Annotated in this window: 17 protein-coding genes; 12 read left to right on the forward strand and 5 right to left on the reverse strand. The window is 72.8% G+C overall.

Annotation, left to right across the window (positions count from 1 at the left end):
• Nucleotides 1-541: 541 nt before the first annotated feature.
• The 10 genes from ACFYYN_RS12160 to ACFYYN_RS12205 all read left to right on the forward strand — a co-directional run bounded on the left by ACFYYN_RS12160 (nt 542) and on the right by ACFYYN_RS12205 (nt 11613).
• Nucleotides 542-949, forward strand: coding sequence for an HAD family hydrolase (locus ACFYYN_RS12160; RefSeq protein WP_500545654.1), 408 nt, complete (start codon nt 542-544; stop codon nt 947-949).
• 267 nt (nt 950-1216) lie between these two features.
• Nucleotides 1217-1891: a GntR family transcriptional regulator gene (locus tag ACFYYN_RS12165; protein WP_500545655.1), complete on the forward strand. Its 675-nt coding sequence runs from the start codon at nt 1217-1219 to the stop codon at nt 1889-1891.
• 100 nt (nt 1892-1991) lie between these two features.
• The gene (locus tag ACFYYN_RS12170) at nt 1992-2894 is read left to right on the forward strand and encodes a dihydrodipicolinate synthase family protein (protein WP_500545656.1); all 903 of its coding nucleotides are present in this window, start codon (nt 1992-1994) and stop codon (nt 2892-2894) included.
• A gap of 24 nt (nt 2895-2918) precedes the next feature.
• Entirely contained in the window at nt 2919-4643 is a 1725-nt protein-coding gene (gene araD / locus ACFYYN_RS12175) for an L-arabinonate dehydratase (protein ID WP_500545657.1), read from the forward strand.
• A gap of 108 nt (nt 4644-4751) precedes the next feature.
• The gene (locus ACFYYN_RS12180) at nt 4752-5678 is read left to right on the forward strand and encodes a carbohydrate ABC transporter permease (protein WP_500545658.1); all 927 of its coding nucleotides are present in this window, start codon (nt 4752-4754) and stop codon (nt 5676-5678) included.
• A complete protein-coding gene (locus ACFYYN_RS12185; RefSeq protein ID WP_500545659.1) occupies nt 5675-6601 on the forward strand; it encodes a carbohydrate ABC transporter permease in 927 nt (308 codons plus the stop codon). Before ACFYYN_RS12180 ends, ACFYYN_RS12185 begins: the two co-directional genes overlap by 4 nt.
• A gap of 49 nt (nt 6602-6650) precedes the next feature.
• Nucleotides 6651-7859, forward strand: a complete 1209-nt coding sequence (locus ACFYYN_RS12190; RefSeq protein ID WP_500545660.1) for a Gfo/Idh/MocA family protein — start codon at nt 6651-6653, stop codon at nt 7857-7859.
• Nucleotides 7856-8698 carry a DUF6807 domain-containing protein gene (locus ACFYYN_RS12195; RefSeq protein WP_500545661.1) on the forward strand — a complete coding sequence of 281 codons (843 nt, stop codon included), beginning with the start codon at nt 7856-7858 and terminating at the stop codon, nt 8696-8698. The genes ACFYYN_RS12190 and ACFYYN_RS12195 overlap by 4 nt, the downstream gene beginning before the upstream one ends.
• A gap of 131 nt (nt 8699-8829) precedes the next feature.
• Nucleotides 8830-10164: an ABC transporter substrate-binding protein gene (locus ACFYYN_RS12200; RefSeq protein ID WP_500545662.1), complete on the forward strand. Its 1335-nt coding sequence runs from the start codon at nt 8830-8832 to the stop codon at nt 10162-10164.
• A 111-nt stretch (nt 10165-10275) separates the two neighbouring features.
• On the forward strand, nt 10276-11613 hold the full coding sequence (locus ACFYYN_RS12205; protein WP_500545663.1) for a pectate lyase family protein: 1338 nt from the start codon (nt 10276-10278) through the stop codon (nt 11611-11613).
• A gap of 79 nt (nt 11614-11692) precedes the next feature.
• Here ACFYYN_RS12205 and ACFYYN_RS12210 read toward each other — a convergent pair whose 3' ends face one another.
• A complete protein-coding gene (locus ACFYYN_RS12210) occupies nt 11693-12604 on the reverse strand; it encodes an AraC family transcriptional regulator (protein ID WP_500545664.1) in 912 nt (303 codons plus the stop codon).
• A gap of 120 nt (nt 12605-12724) precedes the next feature.
• Between ACFYYN_RS12210 and ACFYYN_RS12215 the strand changes: the two genes are divergently transcribed.
• Both ACFYYN_RS12215 and ACFYYN_RS12220 read left to right on the forward strand, forming a co-directional pair.
• Nucleotides 12725-13690 carry an SDR family NAD(P)-dependent oxidoreductase gene (locus tag ACFYYN_RS12215; RefSeq protein ID WP_500545665.1) on the forward strand — a complete coding sequence of 322 codons (966 nt, stop codon included), beginning with the start codon at nt 12725-12727 and terminating at the stop codon, nt 13688-13690.
• A 96-nt stretch (nt 13691-13786) separates the two neighbouring features.
• Nucleotides 13787-14347 (forward strand): carboxymuconolactone decarboxylase family protein, encoded by a 561-nt coding sequence (locus ACFYYN_RS12220; protein ID WP_500545666.1) that lies wholly within the window; start codon nt 13787-13789, stop codon nt 14345-14347.
• A gap of 32 nt (nt 14348-14379) precedes the next feature.
• On the opposite strand, the gene ACFYYN_RS12225 is transcribed toward ACFYYN_RS12220, so the two are convergent.
• The 4 genes from ACFYYN_RS12225 to ACFYYN_RS12240 form a co-directional block, all read right to left on the reverse strand.
• Nucleotides 14380-14781, reverse strand: coding sequence for a hypothetical protein (locus tag ACFYYN_RS12225; RefSeq protein WP_500545730.1), 402 nt, complete (start codon nt 14779-14781; stop codon nt 14380-14382).
• Between the two features lie 95 nt (nt 14782-14876).
• The gene (locus tag ACFYYN_RS12230; protein WP_500545667.1) at nt 14877-15899 is read right to left on the reverse strand and encodes a LacI family DNA-binding transcriptional regulator; all 1023 of its coding nucleotides are present in this window, start codon (nt 15897-15899) and stop codon (nt 14877-14879) included.
• A gap of 22 nt (nt 15900-15921) precedes the next feature.
• The gene (locus ACFYYN_RS12235) at nt 15922-16827 is read right to left on the reverse strand and encodes a carbohydrate ABC transporter permease (protein ID WP_500545668.1); all 906 of its coding nucleotides are present in this window, start codon (nt 16825-16827) and stop codon (nt 15922-15924) included.
• Nucleotides 16827-17747 (reverse strand): carbohydrate ABC transporter permease, encoded by a 921-nt coding sequence (locus ACFYYN_RS12240; RefSeq protein ID WP_500360751.1) that lies wholly within the window; start codon nt 17745-17747, stop codon nt 16827-16829. The genes ACFYYN_RS12235 and ACFYYN_RS12240 overlap by 1 nt, the downstream gene beginning before the upstream one ends.
• Nucleotides 17748-17785 lie beyond the last annotated feature (38 nt).

The following is a 17785-nucleotide window of genomic DNA, read 5'->3' on the forward strand; positions in this document are numbered from 1 at the left end:
CGCTGCGTACGTATGGGGTCGGTGCCGCGCCGGGGTACGCCCCCAGCCTTCGGCCGGGGGCCCCCACCTCGGGGCTCGCGGTTTACGCCCACGTCATTCGGCGCCGGGTCCCCCGCTCGTCCCCTGTGGGGGCACCCCGCCACACCCCCTCCTGCCGGTGTGGGCGACTGACGGCCGGAGGGTGGTAATGACGGGAGTCCCCTTCCGCCGACAGCAGCGCACCGGTATACCGGCGGGGTGATCGCAAAGGTGAGGGCCGTCCTTCTGGACTGGGTGGGAACGCTCATCGTCCCCAAGTGGGGTCCTGACCATGCCGGTCCGAAGGGCGGGGCGTGGATCGAGGGCGCGTTGAGGCATCTCGCCCGGGACGCCTCGCCGTCGGAGGTGCGGCGGCTCAGCGCTGGTCTCGACGCGGCGATCAGGCAACCTGAAGTGGCGCGGGCCATGAACGGCGCGGACGTGTCCGTGGAGTCGTACCGGGCCGGGTTCAGGCACTGGGCCTCGGCCGCGGGCATCGACGAGGCGCTGATGGACGCCCTGTATGCCGAACTGGCGCAAACCGGACGTCGATCTCTTCGCGGTGGACGTGGGGCCGACACTTGCGACGCTCAAGGCCGCCGGGGTGCGGGTTGCCGTGGTCAGCGACGTCCACTTCGACATCCGCCCGTGGTTCGAGAAGGCGGGCCTCGACGGTTACGTCGACCGGTTCGTGCTGTCCTTCGAGCATGGTGTGTGCAAGCCCGATCCCGCCATCTTCCGACTGGCGTTGGACGAGCTCGCGGTGGGTCCGGGCGAGGCGCTGATGGTCGGGGACCGTTCCGCCTATGACGGTGCGGCGGTCGAGGCGGGCATCGCGACCCTGCTGGTCCCCCCTCTCGCCGAGGCCACCGACGAACGCCTGCACCTCGTGCTCGCATCCTGCGGACTGCCCTGGAACGTGCGCCCCTGACACCCCCACCGGCCGTCAGTCGCCCACACAGCGGGAGGGGGTGTGGCGGGGTGCGCCCATGGGGGTCCCCCCGGCCGAAGGCTGAGGGAGGGAGGGCGGGCGGGGGGTGCCCGCCGCAGGCGCAGACAACCCGCACACGACAACAACCGCACCGCACACAAAGTGCGTCGGGCCCATTGACGAACCCCGCCCCCCGCCCTACTTTCATCGCGTCGTACTTCGTACGTCATATATGAGACGCCCTACGTGAGATCCGAAAGAGCACCCATGGACCTGCTCGCCGGCACCGCGCCGACGCCGATTCCGTCCCGTACCCAGGTCGTGCTGGAAACGATCAAGCACGGGATACTGACCGGGCAGCTGAAGCCCGGTCAGGCACTCGTGGAGGCCGAGCTGGCCGCGCAGTTCGGGGTGTCGAAGACGCCCGTACGGGAGGCGCTCAAGACGCTCGCCGGCACCGGGCTGGTCGTGATGAGCCAGTACAAGGGCGTGACCGTGCGGACCGTGGACGCGGAGATGGCGCGTCAGGTGTACGACGTGCGCCTGCTGCTGGAGCCGGAGGCGCTGCGCCGTACCGTCACGCACCGCGCCCCGCTGGACGCCGCACGGGACGCACTGTCGCGGGCCGACGAGGCGGGGGACCGGGCCGACCGGTCGCTCGCCAACCGGGAGTTCCACCGGGCGCTGTACACGCCGTGCGGCAACCCCCTGCTGGCCCGGATGCTCGACGACGTGCGGGACCAGGCGGCCCTGGTCTCGGCGGTGGTCTGGCAGGAGACCCCGTCGTGGGAGCAGGAGGCCCGCGAGCACCGGGAGATCCTGGCGCGTGCCCTCGACGGGGACGCGGACGGCGCGGCGCGGCTGCTCCACGACCACATCGCGAGCTTCGTGGCCCGGGCGTTCCCCGAGGGCCCGGACGGCGTCGAAGGAACGGCCCGCTGAGCCGCGGGCGCGCGGGGTGAGGGGACGGCCCTCCGCGCGCCCGCTCCCCCCATGCCGCCCCCACGGCAACCCGTAGCGACCCGAGCTGAAGGGCAACCGCATGTCATTCGCAGAGCAGTCGTCGGCGCTCGCCGATGTCGTGGCGATCCCGGTGACCCCGTTCGGCGCGGACGGGGGCGTGGAGCCCACCGCGTACCGGGCGTTGCTGCGCAGACTGCTGGACTGCGGGGTGCGGACGGTCACGCCGAACGGCAACACCGGGGAGTTCTACGCCCTCGACCCGGCCGAGCGGCGGCTGGTCGTCGAGCTGACGATGGCCGAGGCGGACCCGGACACCCAGGTCGTGGTGGGCGTCGGCCACGACGTGCCGACCGCCGTGGCCGCCGCGCGGCACGCACGCGACGCCGGGGCGCAGATGGTGATGGTGCACCAGCCGATCCACCCGTACGTGTCGCCGGAGGGCTGGGTGGACTACCACCGCGCCGTCGCGGAGGCCGTCCCGGAGACCGGGGTCGTCCCGTACGTCCGCAACGCGGCGCTGGATGGGGGGCTGATCGCGCGCCTCGGCGAGCTGTGCCCGAACGTCGTCGGGGTGAAGTACGCGGTGCCGGACGCCGCCCGCTTCGCGGCGGTGGCCCGGGACGCGGGGCTGGACCGCTTCACCTGGGTCGCGGGCCTCGCCGAGCTGTACGCCCCCGCGTACTGGGCGGTCGGCGCGAGGGGCTTCACCTCGGGCCTGGTCAACGTCGCGCCCCGGGTGTCCCTGGAGATGCTGCGTGCGCTGCGCGACGGCGACTACGCGGCGGCGATGAAGGTGTGGGAGCAGATCAGGGAGTTCGAGGACCTGCGGGCCGAACAGAGCTCCGCCAACAACGTGTCGGTGGTCAAGGAGGCGCTGGCGGTGCTGGGACTGTGTCGCCGCGAGGTGCGCCCGCCCAGCCGCCTGCTGACCGGGGACCGGCGCGAGCGGGTGGCCGCCCTGCTCGCCGGCTGGGACCTGTGAGCCGGGACGGGACGGAGGGCCGCCATGAAGAAGCCGGAAGAGCTCCGCAGCCACCAGTGGTACGGGACGGACGGCCTGCGCTCGTTCAGCCACCGGGCCCGTACCCGGCAGCTGGGCTACCTGCCCGAGGAGCACTTGGGCAAGCCGGTCATCGCGGTCGTCAACACCTGGAGCGACATCAACCCCTGCCACGTCCACCTGCGCGAGCGGGCCCAGGCGGTCAAGCGCGGGGTGTGGCAGGCGGGCGGCTTCCCCCTGGAGTTCCCCGTCGCGACGCTGTCGGAGACGTACCAGAAGCCGACGCCGATGCTCTACCGCAACCTGCTCGCGATGGAGACCGAGGAGTTGCTGCGCTCCTACCCGGTGGACGGGGCGGTCCTGCTGGGCGGTTGCGACAAGTCCACCCCGGCGCTGCTGATGGGGGCCGCGAGCGCCGGCCTGCCGGCGGTGTTCGTGCCGGCCGGGCCCATGCTGCCCGGGCACTGGCGCTCCGAGGTGCTCGGCTCCGGCACCGACATGTGGAAGTACTGGGACGACAAGCGGGCCGGCCTCATCGGTGACTGCGAGATGGCCGAGCTGGAGAGCGGGCTGGCCCGTTCGCCCGGCCACTGCATGACCATGGGCACCGCCTCCACGCTGACCGCGGCGGCGGAGGCGCTGGGGATGACGGTGCCGGGCGCGTCGTCGATCCCCGCCGTCGACTCCGGGCACGACCGCATGGCGGCCGCCTCCGGGATGCGGATCGTCGACCTCGTGCGGGAGGACCTGCGGCCGTCGGCGATCCTGACCCGCGAGGCGTACGAGGACGCGGTGGCCACGGTGCTCGCCCTCGGCGGTTCGACCAACGCCGTGATCCACCTGATCGCGATGGCCGGGCGCAGCGGTGTCCCGCTGACGCTGGACGACTTCGACCGCATCGCCCGCACGGTGCCGGTCCTGGCGAACCTCCGGCCGGGCGGCCGCCACCTGATGGAGGACTTCCACTTCGCCGGCGGCCTCCCGGGGTTCCTGACCCGGCTGCGGGACGCCGGTGTGCTGCACCTCGACCGGCCGACCGTCGCGCACGCCACGCTCCGCGAACAGCTCGCCGGTGCCCTCGTCCACGACGAGGACGTGATCCGCCCGCTGGACAGGCCGCTCGCGGCCGAGGGCGGCGTCGCCGTCCTGCGCGGCAACCTGTGCCCGGACGGCGCGGTCATCAAGCACATCGCCGCCGAGCCGCACCTGCTCAAGCACACCGGCCCGGCCGTGGTGTTCGACGACTACCGGACCCTGCAGCGCACCATCGACGACCCGGCGCTCGGCATCACCGAGGACAGCGTGCTCGTGCTGCGCGGCTCCGGTCCGCTCGGCGGCCCGGGCATGCCCGAGTACGGGATGCTGCCGCTGCCCGGCCACCTCCTGAAGAAGGGGGTGCGGGACATGGTGCGGATCTCCGACGCCCGGATGAGCGGGACGAGTTACGGCGCGTGCGTGCTGCACGTGGCGCCCGAGTCGCACGTGGGCGGGCCGCTCGCCCTCGTCCGCACCGGCGACCCGATCACCCTGGACGTCCAGGCGCGCACCCTGCGCCTGGAGGTCGACGACGCGGAAGTGGAACGCCGGCGCGCGCAGTGGCAGGCGCCGCCGCCCCGCTACGGACGCGGCTACGGCGCGCTGTACCAGGACCAGATCACCCAGGCCGACACCGGCTGCGACTTCCGCTTCCTGGCCCGGCCCGGAGAAGTGCCGGAGCCCTACGCGGGCTGACGCCCCGCCGCGCACCACGCCGTACCGCCCGTACCGCCACCGCGCCCGTGGCGGCCCCGCACCACTAGGCAAGCGCTTTCCCCGCACCCGTACGAAGGAGTACCGGTCATGGCCACAGCCGTGGCGAAACCACCCCGGCCCCCGCGGCGCCGGCCGTCCGGCGCGGCCCGGCGCACCCCGTACCTCCTGATCGCCCCCGCCGTCCTGCTGATGCTGGGCTTCATCGCCTACCCGATGGTCAGCGTCCTCTACTACAGCCTGCAGGACCACAACGTCACCAAGCCCTGGCGGAACGGCTTCGCCGGCTTCGGCAACTTCCAGCGGATCCTCTTCGACGACCCGCTGTTCTGGCAGAGCCTGCTCTTCAGCCTCAAGTGGGTCGCCGCGGAGGTGGGGCTGCAGCTCGCCCTCGGGCTGGCGCTCGCCCTGGTCGTCAACCAGACCTTCGTCGGCCGCGGACTGTCGCGCGCCCTGGTCTTCTCGCCGTGGGCCGTCTCCGGCGTACTGACCACCACGATCTGGATGCTGCTGTACAACCCCGCCACCGGCATCAGCCGCTACCTGGCGGACGCCGGCATCGGCGAGTACGGCACCTCGGTGCTCTCCGACCCCGACACCGTCTTCCCGGCCGCCGTCCTGGCCGAACTGTGGCGCGGGGTCCCGTTCTTCGCCATCCTCATCCTCGCCGACCTGCAGTCCATCCCGAACGAGCTGTACGAGGCGGCCTCGGTCGACGGCGCGGGCCGCTTCCGGCGGTTCTTCCACATCACGCTGCCCCACCTGCGGGACGCCATCGTGCTGTCCACGCTGCTGCGCGGGGTGTGGGAGTTCAACAACGTCGACCTGCTCTACACGCTCACCGGAGGCGGTCCCGCCGGTTCGACGACCACGCTGCCGCTGTACGTGGCCAACACCGGCATCGACGGCCACGACTTCGGCTACGCGTCCGCGCTCACCACCGTCGCCTTCGTGATCCTCCTGTTCTGCTCCATCGTCTACCTGCGTCTGAGCAAGTTCGGGGGCGACCGCACATGACCACCACCGTGCCGGAGAGGAACGGCGTCCCCCTGCCGCGCGTGGCGCCCGCCGCGCGCCCCGACGACGACGGCGGCGGTGCCGGGCCGCGCCGCGGGCGCCGGGGGCCCGGCGCGGGTGCGCCCCGCTGGCAGATCTACCTGCCGCTCGGCCTGTACCTGCTGTTCACGCTCGTCCCCTTCTACTGGATGCTGCTGTTCGCGCTGCGCCCCTCGGGGTCCACCTCGCTGGTGCCGTGGCCGGCCACCATCGCGCACTTCTCGAAGGTGTGGAACGACCTCGGTTTCGCGGTGTTCTTCAAGAACAGCCTGCTCATCGGCGTGGCCACGCTCATGATGACCACAGTGATCGCCCTGCTCGGCGGTTACGCGCTGGCCCGTTTCGACTTCCGCGCCAAGCGCGCCTTCCTGCTCGCCCTGCTGTGCTCGCAGTTCATCCCGGGCGCGCTCATGCTGGTGCCGCTCTTCCAGATCTTCAGCGAACTGCGCATGATCGACTCCCTGTGGAGCGTCATCGTCGCCGAGACGGTCTTCCAGCTGCCGCTGTCGATCATCCTCATCAGCGGCTTCATCAGGAACGTCCCGGTGTCGCTGGAGGAGGCCGCCTGGGTCGACGGCTGCGGCCGGATCCGGGCCTTCTGCGCGGTGGTGCTGCCGCTGCTGCGGCCGGGGCTGGTCGCGGTGGGCTCCTTCGCCTTCGTGCACAGCTGGAACCACTTCCTCTTCTCGCTGATGTTCCTCAGCACGCAGGAGAAGTACACGATCCCCGTCGGCCTCAGCTACACCATCGGCTCCGGCGAGAGCGTCGAGCTCGGAACGCTCGCCGCGGGCGGCGTCGTGGCCGCGGTGCCCGTCGTCATCGTCTTCGCCTTCATCCAGAAGTGGCTGGTCACCGGCTTCAGCGCGGGTGCGGTGAAGGGCTGACGCCCGTCCCGCCACCCGACCCTGTCCCGCGGACGAGGAGGTCCGAACCGTGCGAGATGCATCCACGCGGCCCGCCGGCGGCCGCCCGGCGGCGACGCCGCCCGGCGACGCGCCCGTGCCCGTCGTCCTGGCCGGGGCCCGCGGTCACGGCGCCTGGCACCTGGAGAACCTGAGGAGGCTGTCGGCCACCGGTCTGGTGCGGCTCGCCGGGGTCTGCGACACCGTCCCGCCGGCACCGGGGGAACCGGCCGGGTTCCCCGCACCCGCCCACGGCACCGACCTGGGCGAACTGACCGCGCGGACCGGCGCCGGTATCGTCATCGTCTGCACCCCCCTCCACACGCACACCGACCTGGCGCTGGCCGCGGCTGCGCAGGGCGCCCACGTGCTGCTGGAGAAGCCGCCCGCACCCTCCTACGCCGCGTACGAACGGCTGGTCGCCGGGGTCGAGGCGAGCGGGCGGGCCTGCCAGATCGGCTTCCAGTCGCTCGGCTCGCACGCCCTGGACGCCGTCCGCGCGCTGGTGGCCGACGGCGCGATAGGCACCGTGCGCGGCATCGGCGCCGCCGGCAACTGGGTGCGCGACGAGCACTACTTCCGCCGGGCCGCCTGGTCGGGGCGGCGCAGGATGGGCGGTACGGACGTGGTCGACGGGGTGCTCACCAACCCCCTCGCCCACGCCGTCGCCACCGCGCTCGCCCTGGACGGCAGCGAACGCGCCGAGGACGTCGGGGCGATCGAGCTGGAGCTCTTCCGGGCCAACACCATCGAGGCCGACGACACCTCCGCCCTGCGGCTGCGCACCGCACGGGGCACGGTCGTCACGGTCACCGCCACCCTGTGCGCCGAGCGGAACGCCGAGCCGTACGTCGTCGTCCACGGCGACCGCGGCCGTGTGACGTTCTGGTACAAGCAGGACCGCGTCCTGCTGCAACGCGCCGGGCGGGGCCCGCAGGAGCAGCGGTACGGACGCACGGACCTGCTGGAGAACCTGGTCGCGCACGTGCGGCACGGCGAGGACCTGCTCGTGCCGCCCCGTGCCACCGGCGCCTTCATGAAGGTCGTCGAGGCCGTGCGCACCGCCCCGGACCCGGTGCCGCTCCCCGACGGCGCCTGGCGCACCGAGCCCGGCGAACGGTCCACGCGACGTGTCGTCACCGGGGTCGACGGCATGGTCACCGCCGGCGCGGAGACCCTGGCCCTCTTCTCCGAGCTGGGCGCCCCCTGGGCCGCACCGAACGGGGTGGTCCGGCGATGACGACCACCGTGCTGCGCGCCGCCGGACGCACCGTCGGACGGTACGTCCACCGCCCCGAGCTGCCCGGGCGGCTCGCCCCGCGCCCGTACCTGCACCCGCTGACCACCCTGGCCGGGGTGCCCGTCACCGAGTTCATGCCCGGCGACCACCTCCACCACCTCGGGGTGAGCGTCGCCGTCCCCGACGTCGACGGGCGCAACTTCTGGGGCGGGCGCACCTACGTCCGCGACCGGGGTCCGGCCGAGCTGGACGACCACGGCGTCCAGGAGCACCTGGGCCTGCTCCGCGGCGGCCCGGACGGCTTCACCGAGGAGCTGTCCTGGCGCACCGGGGACCGCGAACTGCTCCGCGAGCGACGGACGGTCACGGCCCGCGCGCTCGGCGAGGGCTGCTGGGCGCTCGACGTCACCTTCGCCCTGGCCAACCCCGGCGACCGGGAGCTGACCATCGGCAGCCCCGCCACCAACGGCCGCCCCGGCGCCGGTTACGGCGGCTTCTTCTGGCGGGCGCCCGTCGAGCCGGAGCGGGCGCGGGTGTTCACGGCCGGCGCGGAGGGCGAGGAGGCCGTGCACGGCCGGGCGGCCGACTGGCTGGCCCTCTCGGGCGAGGGCTGGACGCTGGTCTTCGCCGGGGCGACCGCCGGGACCCGCCGCGACCCGTGGTTCGTGCGCACCGCCGAGTACCCCGGTGTCGGCTCCTCCCTCGCCTGGGCGCGGCGGCTGCCCGTCCCCGCGGGCGGCACCGTGACCCGGCGGATCGTCACCGCCGTCGCCGACGGGCGGCTCGGACCCGCGCAGGCCGGCGCGCTGGCCCGCCGCCTCGTCGACGGGAGCGGCTGACGATGCGCCCCTGGACCGCCGACCCCGGCGACGGCACCTACCGCCGCGGACACCGGCGACGGCCCGCGCCGGACCCCGGGCCACCCCTCACGTCCCCACCACCCCGCACACACCCCGACAGGAGAGTCACCATGAGAGCACCGAAGGGCCGCGGAGCGCGCCTCGCCGCCGCCGTCGCGGCCGTCTCCGCACTGGCGCTGACCGCGTCCGCCTGCGGCACCGACGGCAAGGGCAGCTCGGGCAGCGAGGGCAGCGGCAAGGGCACCGTCACCTTCTGGGACAACAACGGCGGTGTCCGCACCGAGGTGTGGAAGGAGATCATCTCCCGCTTCGAGAAGAAGAACCCGGACGTCGAGGTGAAGTACGTCGGGGTCGCCGCCGCCGACGTGCAGTCCAAGTACGACACCGCCATCGCGGGCGGCAAGGGCCTGCCCGACGTCGGCGGCGTGGGCACCGCGATGCTCGCGAGCCTGGTGGCGCAGGGCGCGCTCGACCCGGTGACCGACCGCATCGACGACAGCCCCCTGAAGGGCAGGTTCGACCCCAACCTGGTCAAGAGCGTGCAGGTGGCGGGTGGCGGCGACGAGCTGTTCTCCGTGCCGACCTCCGCGAACATGGGCGTCCTGTGGTACCGCACCGACCTCTTCGAGGCCGCGGGGGTGCCGGCGCCCACCACCTGGGACGCGTTCTTCACGGCGACGGAGAAGCTGACGGACCGCAAGAGCAACGAGTTCGGCTTCACCTTCCGCGGCGGCGCCGGCTCGATCGCCCAGGCCCTGGACATGATGTACGGGCAGTCGGGCATCGACAGCTTCTGGAACGGCGACACGACCACCGTCAACGACCCGAAGAACGTGGCGGCGCTGGAGAAGTACGTCGCGCTGTACAAGAAGACCACGCCCGAGGCCGACCTCAACAACGACTTCACCAAGATGGTCGCCGAGTTCGACAACGGGAAGATCGGCATCCTCCAGCACAACCTGGGCTCCTACCAGAACCACCTGGACGCCCTCGGTCAGGGCAAGTTCGCCGGCGTGGCCATGCCGGTCGACGCGGTGGGGGTGCGCACCACGGTCTCCAACCCGGTGGACGGGCTCGGTCTGTTCAAGAGCTCCGAGAACAAGGAGGCCGCCTGGAAGTTCATCGAGTTCGCCGCCTCCGCGGAGGCGAACAGCCTGTGGAACGAGTCGGCCGGGGCCATCCCGTCCAACACCGAGGCGCAGGACGACGACTGGATCGCCTCCGCCGGGGCGACCAAGATCGCCATCGAGGCGCTCACCGACCCCAAGACGAAGATCGTCCAGCTGCCGTACTACCTGCCGGACTGGAACACCCTCAGCAAGGCCGACAGCGAACCGGAGTTCCAGAAGGTCGTCCTCGGCCGGCTGAGCGCCAAGGACTTCCTCGACGCCTTCGCCGGGAAGCTCAACGCCGCGCAGGCGGACTGGAAGAAGCACACCTCCTGATCCGCGTGCCCGGGTACGGGACGGCCGGCGGCGCCCACGCCGCGCCGTGAGCCGCCGGCCGTCCCCGCTCCCGCTCCCTCTCCCATCCCCACCTCCTCCCAAGGAGCCGCAATGCGCAGATCTGTGTGTCATGCACGCGTCATTCCTGCCCTGATGGGCTGCACGACGCTTGCCCTCGCCCTCGCCCTCACCGCTCCGGCCGCGGCCCAGGCAGCCGTCCCGCGCGGGGCCGCCCTCGGCCGTGCCGTACTGCCCGCCGGTGACGGCTGGGCCTCGGCCGACGGGGGCACCAGGGGCGGCTCGGCCGCCGACGCCGCCCACGTCTTCACCGTGCGCAACCGCGCCGAACTGGTCGCCGCCCTCGGCGACGGCGACGGCACCCCCCGGATCGTCCAGGTCAAGGGCGTCATCGACGTCAACACCGCCGACGACGGCACCCCCCTGGGCTGCGCGGACTACGCCACCGACGGGTACACGCTCGACGGCTACCTCGCCGCCTACGACCCCGCGGTGTGGGGCACCGACCGCGAGCCGTCCGGCCCGCTCGAGGACGCCCGCGCCGCCTCGCAGAAGGTCCAGGCGGAACGCGTCCAGGTGCGGGTCGGCTCCCGCACCACCATCGTCGGCCTCGGCCGGGGTGCCACCCTCCGCGGCGGCAACCTCATGGTCCAGGACGCCGACGACGTCATCATCCGCAACCTGTCCTTCGAGAACGCCGCCGACTGCTTCCCCGCCTGGGACCCCACCGACGGCGACACCGGCAACTGGAACTCCGAGTACGACAACCTCAGCGTGGTCGGCTCCACGCACGTGTGGGTGGACCACAACACCTTCTCCGACGGCGACGAGCCCGACACGACCCTGCCCACGTACTTCGGCCGCGTCTTCCAGAAGCACGACGGCCTCTTCGACGTCGTCAACGGCTCCGACCTCGTCACCGGGTCCTGGAACGTCTTCCGGGACCACGGCAAGACCTCGCTCATCGGCAACAGCGACAGCGCCGCCGCCACCGACGCGGGCAGGCTGCGCGTCACCCTCCACCACAACCTCTACCGGAACGTCACCGAGCGCGCCCCGCGCGTCCGCTTCGGCCAGGTCGACACCTACAACAACCACTACGTGGCGACCGCGGACTCCGGCTATGCCTACGGCTACAGCCTCGGTGTCGGCGTCCAGTCGCAGCTCGTGGCGGAGGCCAACGCCTTCACCCTGCCCGCGGGCGTCGACCGCGCCACCGTCATCAAGAAGTGGAAGGGCACCGCCCTCACCGAGGACGGCAACCTCGTCAACGGCCGCCCCGTCGACCTGCTCGCCGTCCACAACGCGGGCCTCCCCGCCGAGCAGCTCGGCGACGACGCGGGGTGGACCCCGGCCCTGCGCACCCGGGTCGACCGTGCGGGCGCCGTACCGTACGTCGTCGACCGCCACGCGGGCAGCGGAAGGCTCTGACCGGCCGCCGCCCCGCACCCACCCCACCCGTCGGCCGACCGTCCCCGGCCGGCGGAGGCCCGCGCCCCCGGGCGTCCCGTCAGGCCGCGGGACCGCCGCGGTAGGCACGGGGCGAGCTCCCCGTCACCTCCTTGAAGGCGGTGCTGAGCGCGCTCTCGGAGCCGTAGCCGACCGCGCGGGCGATGACGGCGAGGGTCTCGGTGCCCTTGCGCAGGCGCTGCGAGGCGAGTTCGATGCGCCACCGCCTGAGGTAGTCCAGCGGCGGACAGCCCACGGTCCGCTTGAACCGTGCGGCGAGCGTGGACCTCGACACCCCGCTGGTGCGGGCGAGTTCGGCGACCGTCCAGCCGTGCGCCGGCGCACGGTGCAGCGCGGCCAGGGCGGGCGCCACGACGGGGTCGGCCAGGCCCGCCGGCCAGCCAGACGCGCCGTGCGACTCCTCGGCGAGGTGCAGACGCAGCACGTGGACCAGCATGACGACGGCCAGGTGCTCCGCCACGAGGGTGGAGGCCACGGGCCGTCGCAGCAGCTCCTGCCCGATCTGCTCCAGTGCCCAGCCCACGGTCTGCGCGTGCGCGGTCCCCGCGGGCACGTGGATGACCGGCGGCAGGGCGTCCAGCAGCAGGGCCCGCGCGCGGTCGCCGAAGGAGAAGCGGCCGCCGACGAGCAGGACGTCGTCCCCCCGGCCGACCCGCGCGAAACCGCCCTCCGCCGCGGCGAACACCGGCTCCGCGGCGACCGGGGCCACGCCGGGAGCGCTGCGCAGCACGAACGGGCGGGCCTGGGTGAGCAGGAAGCAGTCGCCCGCGGCCAGCTCCACCGGCCCGTCCGCCCCCTCGACCTCCAGGAGGCACCCGCCGTGCCGGACCGCGTTGAACTTCACCCCGGACGGCGCCTCGAAGCGCACCGCCCACTCGCCGCCCGCCACGAGGCCCGTCGAGAGGTGGGCCCTGGTCTCCAGCAGGGCCAGCACGTCCTCGAGCGGATCCATGACGTACCTCCTGGGTCTGGACGATGGCTGAAGTTTTCCGGAGTTTTCATTATGGAGAATACGCGATGCCGTCCATAGCCTGGTTCGCGTACCAGCCGTTCCCCTCCCGAGAAGGTCACCGTGCTCGACCACCCCCTGCTGCAGACCCCCTTCCCCTCCCACGCCACGGCTTCCGAGGTCGTCAGCGGAGTCGACCTCACCGGCCGGCGCGCCCTCGTCACCGGCGGCGCCTCCGGCATCGGCCTCGAAACGGTCCGGGCCCTGGCCTCGGCCGGCGCGGACGTCACCGTCGCCACGCGCGACCCCGCCGCCGCGGAACCGGCCCTCCGCGGACTCGCCACCACCGCCCCGGCGGGCTCGGTGGACGTACGGGCCCTCGACCTGGCCGACCTCGCGTCCGTCGCACACTTCGCGGACGCCTGGAGCGGGCCGCTCGACATCCTCGTCGCCAACGCCGGGATCATGGCCCTCCCCACCCGCCAGGTCACCGACCTCGGGTGGGAGCTGCAGCTCGCCACCAACCACCTCGGGCACTTCGCCCTCGCCACGGCGCTCCACCCCGCACTGCGGGCGGCCGGGTCGGCCCGTCTGGTGGTCGTCAGCTCCGGAGCCCACCACAACGCCGCGTTCGACTTCGGCGACCCCCACTTCGAGCGGCGTCCCTACGACCCCTGGACGGCCTACGCGCAGTCCAAGACCGCCGACGTCCTGCTCGCGGTGGGCGCCCGCCGGTGGGCCGCCGACGGCGTCACGGCCAACGCGCTCAACCCCGGATGGATCCTCAGCACCAACCTCCAGCGCCACATCGACGCCGCCACCATGCGGGCGATGGGCGTGACGGACGAGGACGGCGCCGTCATACCGCAGCCATACCACAAGACCGCGGAGCAGGGAGCCGCCACCTCGGTGCTGCTCGCGGCGTCGCCGCTGCTCGACGGGGTGACCGGACGCTACTTCGAGGACAACCAGGAGGCGCCGGTCGTGGACGGGGACGAAGGGCGCCCCGGCGGCGTCGCCGCCCACGCCGTGGACCCGATCGCAGCGGACCGGCTCTGGGACCGCGCCCTGTGCGCCCTGCGGATGTGACCTCCCGGACCTGCCCCCTGTCCGATGTCACACCGGGGAGGCCGCCGTCCGTCGTACTCCCGCAGGCACGACGCGGACGACCCCAGGAGGCACGACATGTCCCGCATCTCCCTCGACCCGCCCCGGACCCCGTTCATCCGGCTCGCCGAGTGGTACGCGCGCCGCAGGTTCGGCAGGGTCCTCGACCCCGGCCGGGCGGTCGGCCACAACCCGAAGGTGCTGATGTCCTACGCCCGCTTCGAGCAAGGCGTGGAGAAGTGGCACGCGCTCGACCCGGGCCTCAAGCACCTCGCCGTCATGGCGTCCGCGGTCCGCATCGGCTGCTCCTGGTGCGTGGACTTCGGCCACTGGAAGGCCGAGGGCCTGGGGCTGCCCATGGAGAAGGTGGGCAAGGTGCCCGTCTGGCGCGACCACCGGGAGGACTTCACCGAGCTCGAGCAGTGGGTGATGGAGTACGCCGAGGCCATGAGCGAGACGGAGCCGTCCGTCACCGACGACCTGGCCCGCCGGCTGCTCGACCGGCTCGGTGAGGCCGCCTTCGTCGAGCTCACGGCCATGGTCGCGGTGGAGAACCTGCGCTCCCGGCTCAACAGCGCCCTCGGGCTGACCAGCCAGGGCTTCTCCGAGCAGTGCGCGGTCCCGCCCCGTACGTCCTGACCGCCCCGCGGCCGGGTCACGCCGCGGCCGGGTCACGCCGCCGCGGCGCCCTCGGGGGTCGCGGCCCGGGCCGTGCGGCCCTCGTGCCAGAGGGCCGCACCGGTCACCAGCGCGCCCACGCCCTCCCACACGCCGACCCCGAGGAAACCGGAGGGCGCCCGGCCGATCACCACGGCCGTGGTGAAGACGGTGAAGGTCAGCAGCCGGAACGGTACCGTCCAGCGGAAGAAGGCGCGCCAGTCGGCGAGGGCCGCCAGGACGTAGTAGACGCCCATGTTGAGCGCCGCCATCGAGGACGCGGTGAGGAAGACCAGGGTGTGGTCGCCGGCTGCGCGGTGGTCCGGACGGTGGAAGCCGAGCAGGGACAGCTGCACGGCCGGCGAGACGATCCCGACGATGCCGAGCGCGGCGGCGAGCACACCGAAGACGGCCATGGTCCAGCCGGAAAGGGAGCGGGGGAGACGCACCGGTCCTCCAAGTCCGGGGGCGGCGGCTTCGACGCCCCAACTCCCATGATCCTAGGGGATGTTCAGGCCGACTCCCGCCGTACCAGCTCCGTCGGGAGGATCACCGCGGACGGCTCGTCACCGGCGATGCGGGCGAGCAGCAGCCGCACCATCTCGGCGCTGATCCGGTCCCACGGCTGGCGGATCGTGGTCAGCGGCGGCAGCGTGGCCAGCGCAGCCGGGGAGTCGTCGAAGCCGCCGACGGCGACGTCCTCCGGCACCCGCCGCCCGGCCCGTTCAAGCGCCGCCAGCGCGCCCTGGGCCATCAGGTCGGAGGCGACGAAGACCGCGTCCAGGCCGGGGGAGCGGTCCAGCAGCGCGGTCATCGCGGCCTCCCCGCTGGCCCGGCTGTAGTCGCCCTCGGCGATCAGGGTCTCGTCGGCGGGCAGCCCCGCGGCGGCCAGCTCCTCGCGGTAGCCCGCCAGGCGCTGGACACCGCCGGGGGTGTCCAGCGGCCCCGTGATCATGGCGATCGTGCGCCGCCCGGAGGCCACGAGGTGCCGCACCATCCGGTGCGCGCCGCCCCGCTCGTCGGCCGCCACGTACGCGACCCGGCCTCCCTGCCCCAGCGGCTCACCGCAGGCGACGACCGGGACCCCGGCCTTCTCCAGCCGCTCGGCGACCGGGTTCCCCGAGTGGCTCGACACCAGCAGCACGCCGTCGACGTGCCCGGCGGTGATGTAGCGGGTGATCCGCCGCCGCTCCGACTCGTCGCCGGCGATCATCAGCAGCAGCGGTATGTCGTGCGCGGCCAGCGCCTGGGTGCAGCCGCTGAGCAGCACGTTGAAGTTCGGGTCCTCGAAGAAGCGCTCCTGCGGCTCGGTGAGCAGGAAGCCCACCGAGTCCGAACGCCCGGTGATCAGGCTGCGGGCGTGCCGGTTCACCACGTAGCCGGTGCGGCGGATGGCGGCGTTGACCGCCTCCATCGCGGCCGGGCTCACGTTGTGCCCGCCGTTGAGGACGCGCGACACCGTGCCCCGTGACACACCCGCCTCGCGGGCCACGTCGTGGATCGTCGGGTGACGGCGTCGTTCTGTGCGGCTCATACCGTTCTTCCTTCGGGGCTCCTCAGGACTTTACGGCCCCGGAGAGCAGGTCCAGGCTCCAGAACCGCTGGATCACCAGGAACAGTGCGATCAGCGGCATTATCGCCAGCATCGCACCGGTGATCACCAGCGTGTAGAGGGCGGGCGCCGAGGCGCCCTGCTGGAGCAGGGTGAACAGGCCCAGCGTCACCGGGAACTTCTCGTCGTCGCCCAGCATGATGAACGGCAGCAGGAAGTTGTTCCAGATCGCCACGAACTGGAAGAGGAAGACCGTCACCAGTCCGGGCAGCATCACCGGCAGCGCGATCGTGCGGAAGATCCGCCACTCGCCCGCCCCGTCCACCCGGGCCGCCTCCACCACCTCGTCCGGCACGGCGGCGGAGGCGTAGATCCGCGCCAGGTAGATGCCGTACGGCGCCAGGACGCTCGGCAGCAGCACCGACAGGTAGCTGTCGGCCAGGCCCGCCTTGGCCATCAGCAGGTACTGCGGGATCGCCAGGATGACCGGCGGCATCAGCACCCCGGTCAGCAGGACGTTGAAGATCGCCTCGCGGCCGCGGAAGCGGTACTTCGCCAGTGCGTAGCCGCTCACCGCGGACACCGCGGTGGACAGCAGCGCGCCGAGGCCCGCGTAGAAGAGGGAGTTGAGCATCCACCGCCAGTAGACGCCGTCGCGGTACGCCGTCAGCGCGGAGACGTTGTCGACCAGGCCCGTGCCGGGCAGGAAGGTGAACGTCGCGAACAGCTCGCGGCTGCTCTTGGTCGACGCCACCAGCACCCATGCGACCGGGAGCAGGCAGTAGGCCGCACCGAGCAGCAGCACGACGGTCGGGACCAGGCCGGCCCCGCGGCGCGGCCGCGGCGCGGAGGCGCGGGCCGCCGTGGTGGCGCCGGGCCGCTGGGCGAGGGGGGTTGCCGTGACGCTCATCAGGAGGCTCCCTGCCGGGTACGGGAGTTGGCCGCCCGCAGGAAGCCGAAGGACAGGACGAGGGTGACGACGGCGATGACCACGGACGTCGCGGCCGCCGAGTGGAGGTCGCCGCGCACGAAGGCGTCCTGGTAGACCTTCATCAGCGGGCTCCAGGTCGTGGAGATCGAGTTCGTCATCCCCTTCAGGGTCATCGGCTCGCCGAAGACCTGGAAGGTGGCGATCATCGAGAAGAAGAAGGTCAGCACGAGCGCCGGCGCCACCGTGGGGATCTTGATCCGCAGCGCGATCTGCAGCTCCGAGCAGCCGTCGATCCGCGCGGCCTCGTAGATCTCGGAGGGCACCGCCCGCAGCGACGTGTAGATCACGATCATGTTGAAGCCCGTGCCGCCCCACACGGCGACGTTCGCCAGCGCGCCGAAGAGCGCGCCGCCGGTCAGCAGGTCCGGCTCCGGCAGGCCCATGGCGCCCAGCGCGTAGTGGAGCGGGCTGAGCGAGGGCAGGTAGAGGAAACCCCACAGCAGCGCCGCGACCACCCCGGGCACGGCGTACGGCAGGAAGATCGCCAGCCGCGAGAAGCCGCGCAGCCGGGTCCGCTGCGCGTCCAGCATCAGGGCGAACAGCAGGGCGAGGCCCAGCATCACCGGCACGACGATCGCGCCGTAGCCGAGGATGCGGGCGGCGCCGTGCAGGAGCTCGGTGTCGGACAGGACGGAGGTGTAGTTGGACAGCCCCGCCCAGGCCTCGCCGCGTGCGCCCCGGCCCAGGCCCAGGCCCTTGACCTCGATCTTGCGGAAGCTCAGGTAGACGGCGTAGCCGATGGGGAGCGCGAAGGTCGCGGCGAACAGGAGGACGGCAGGGACGAGGAATCCGTAGGGGGCGAGGCGTCGGGTGCGCCGGGCAGCGGACGTGGGCGGCATGGGCGGCTCGTTTCGGACGGCTGACGGCTGACGGCTGA

The organism is Streptomyces sp. NPDC001902, assembly GCF_042891295.1.
Taxonomy (GTDB): Bacteria; Actinomycetota; Actinomycetes; order Streptomycetales; family Streptomycetaceae; genus Actinacidiphila.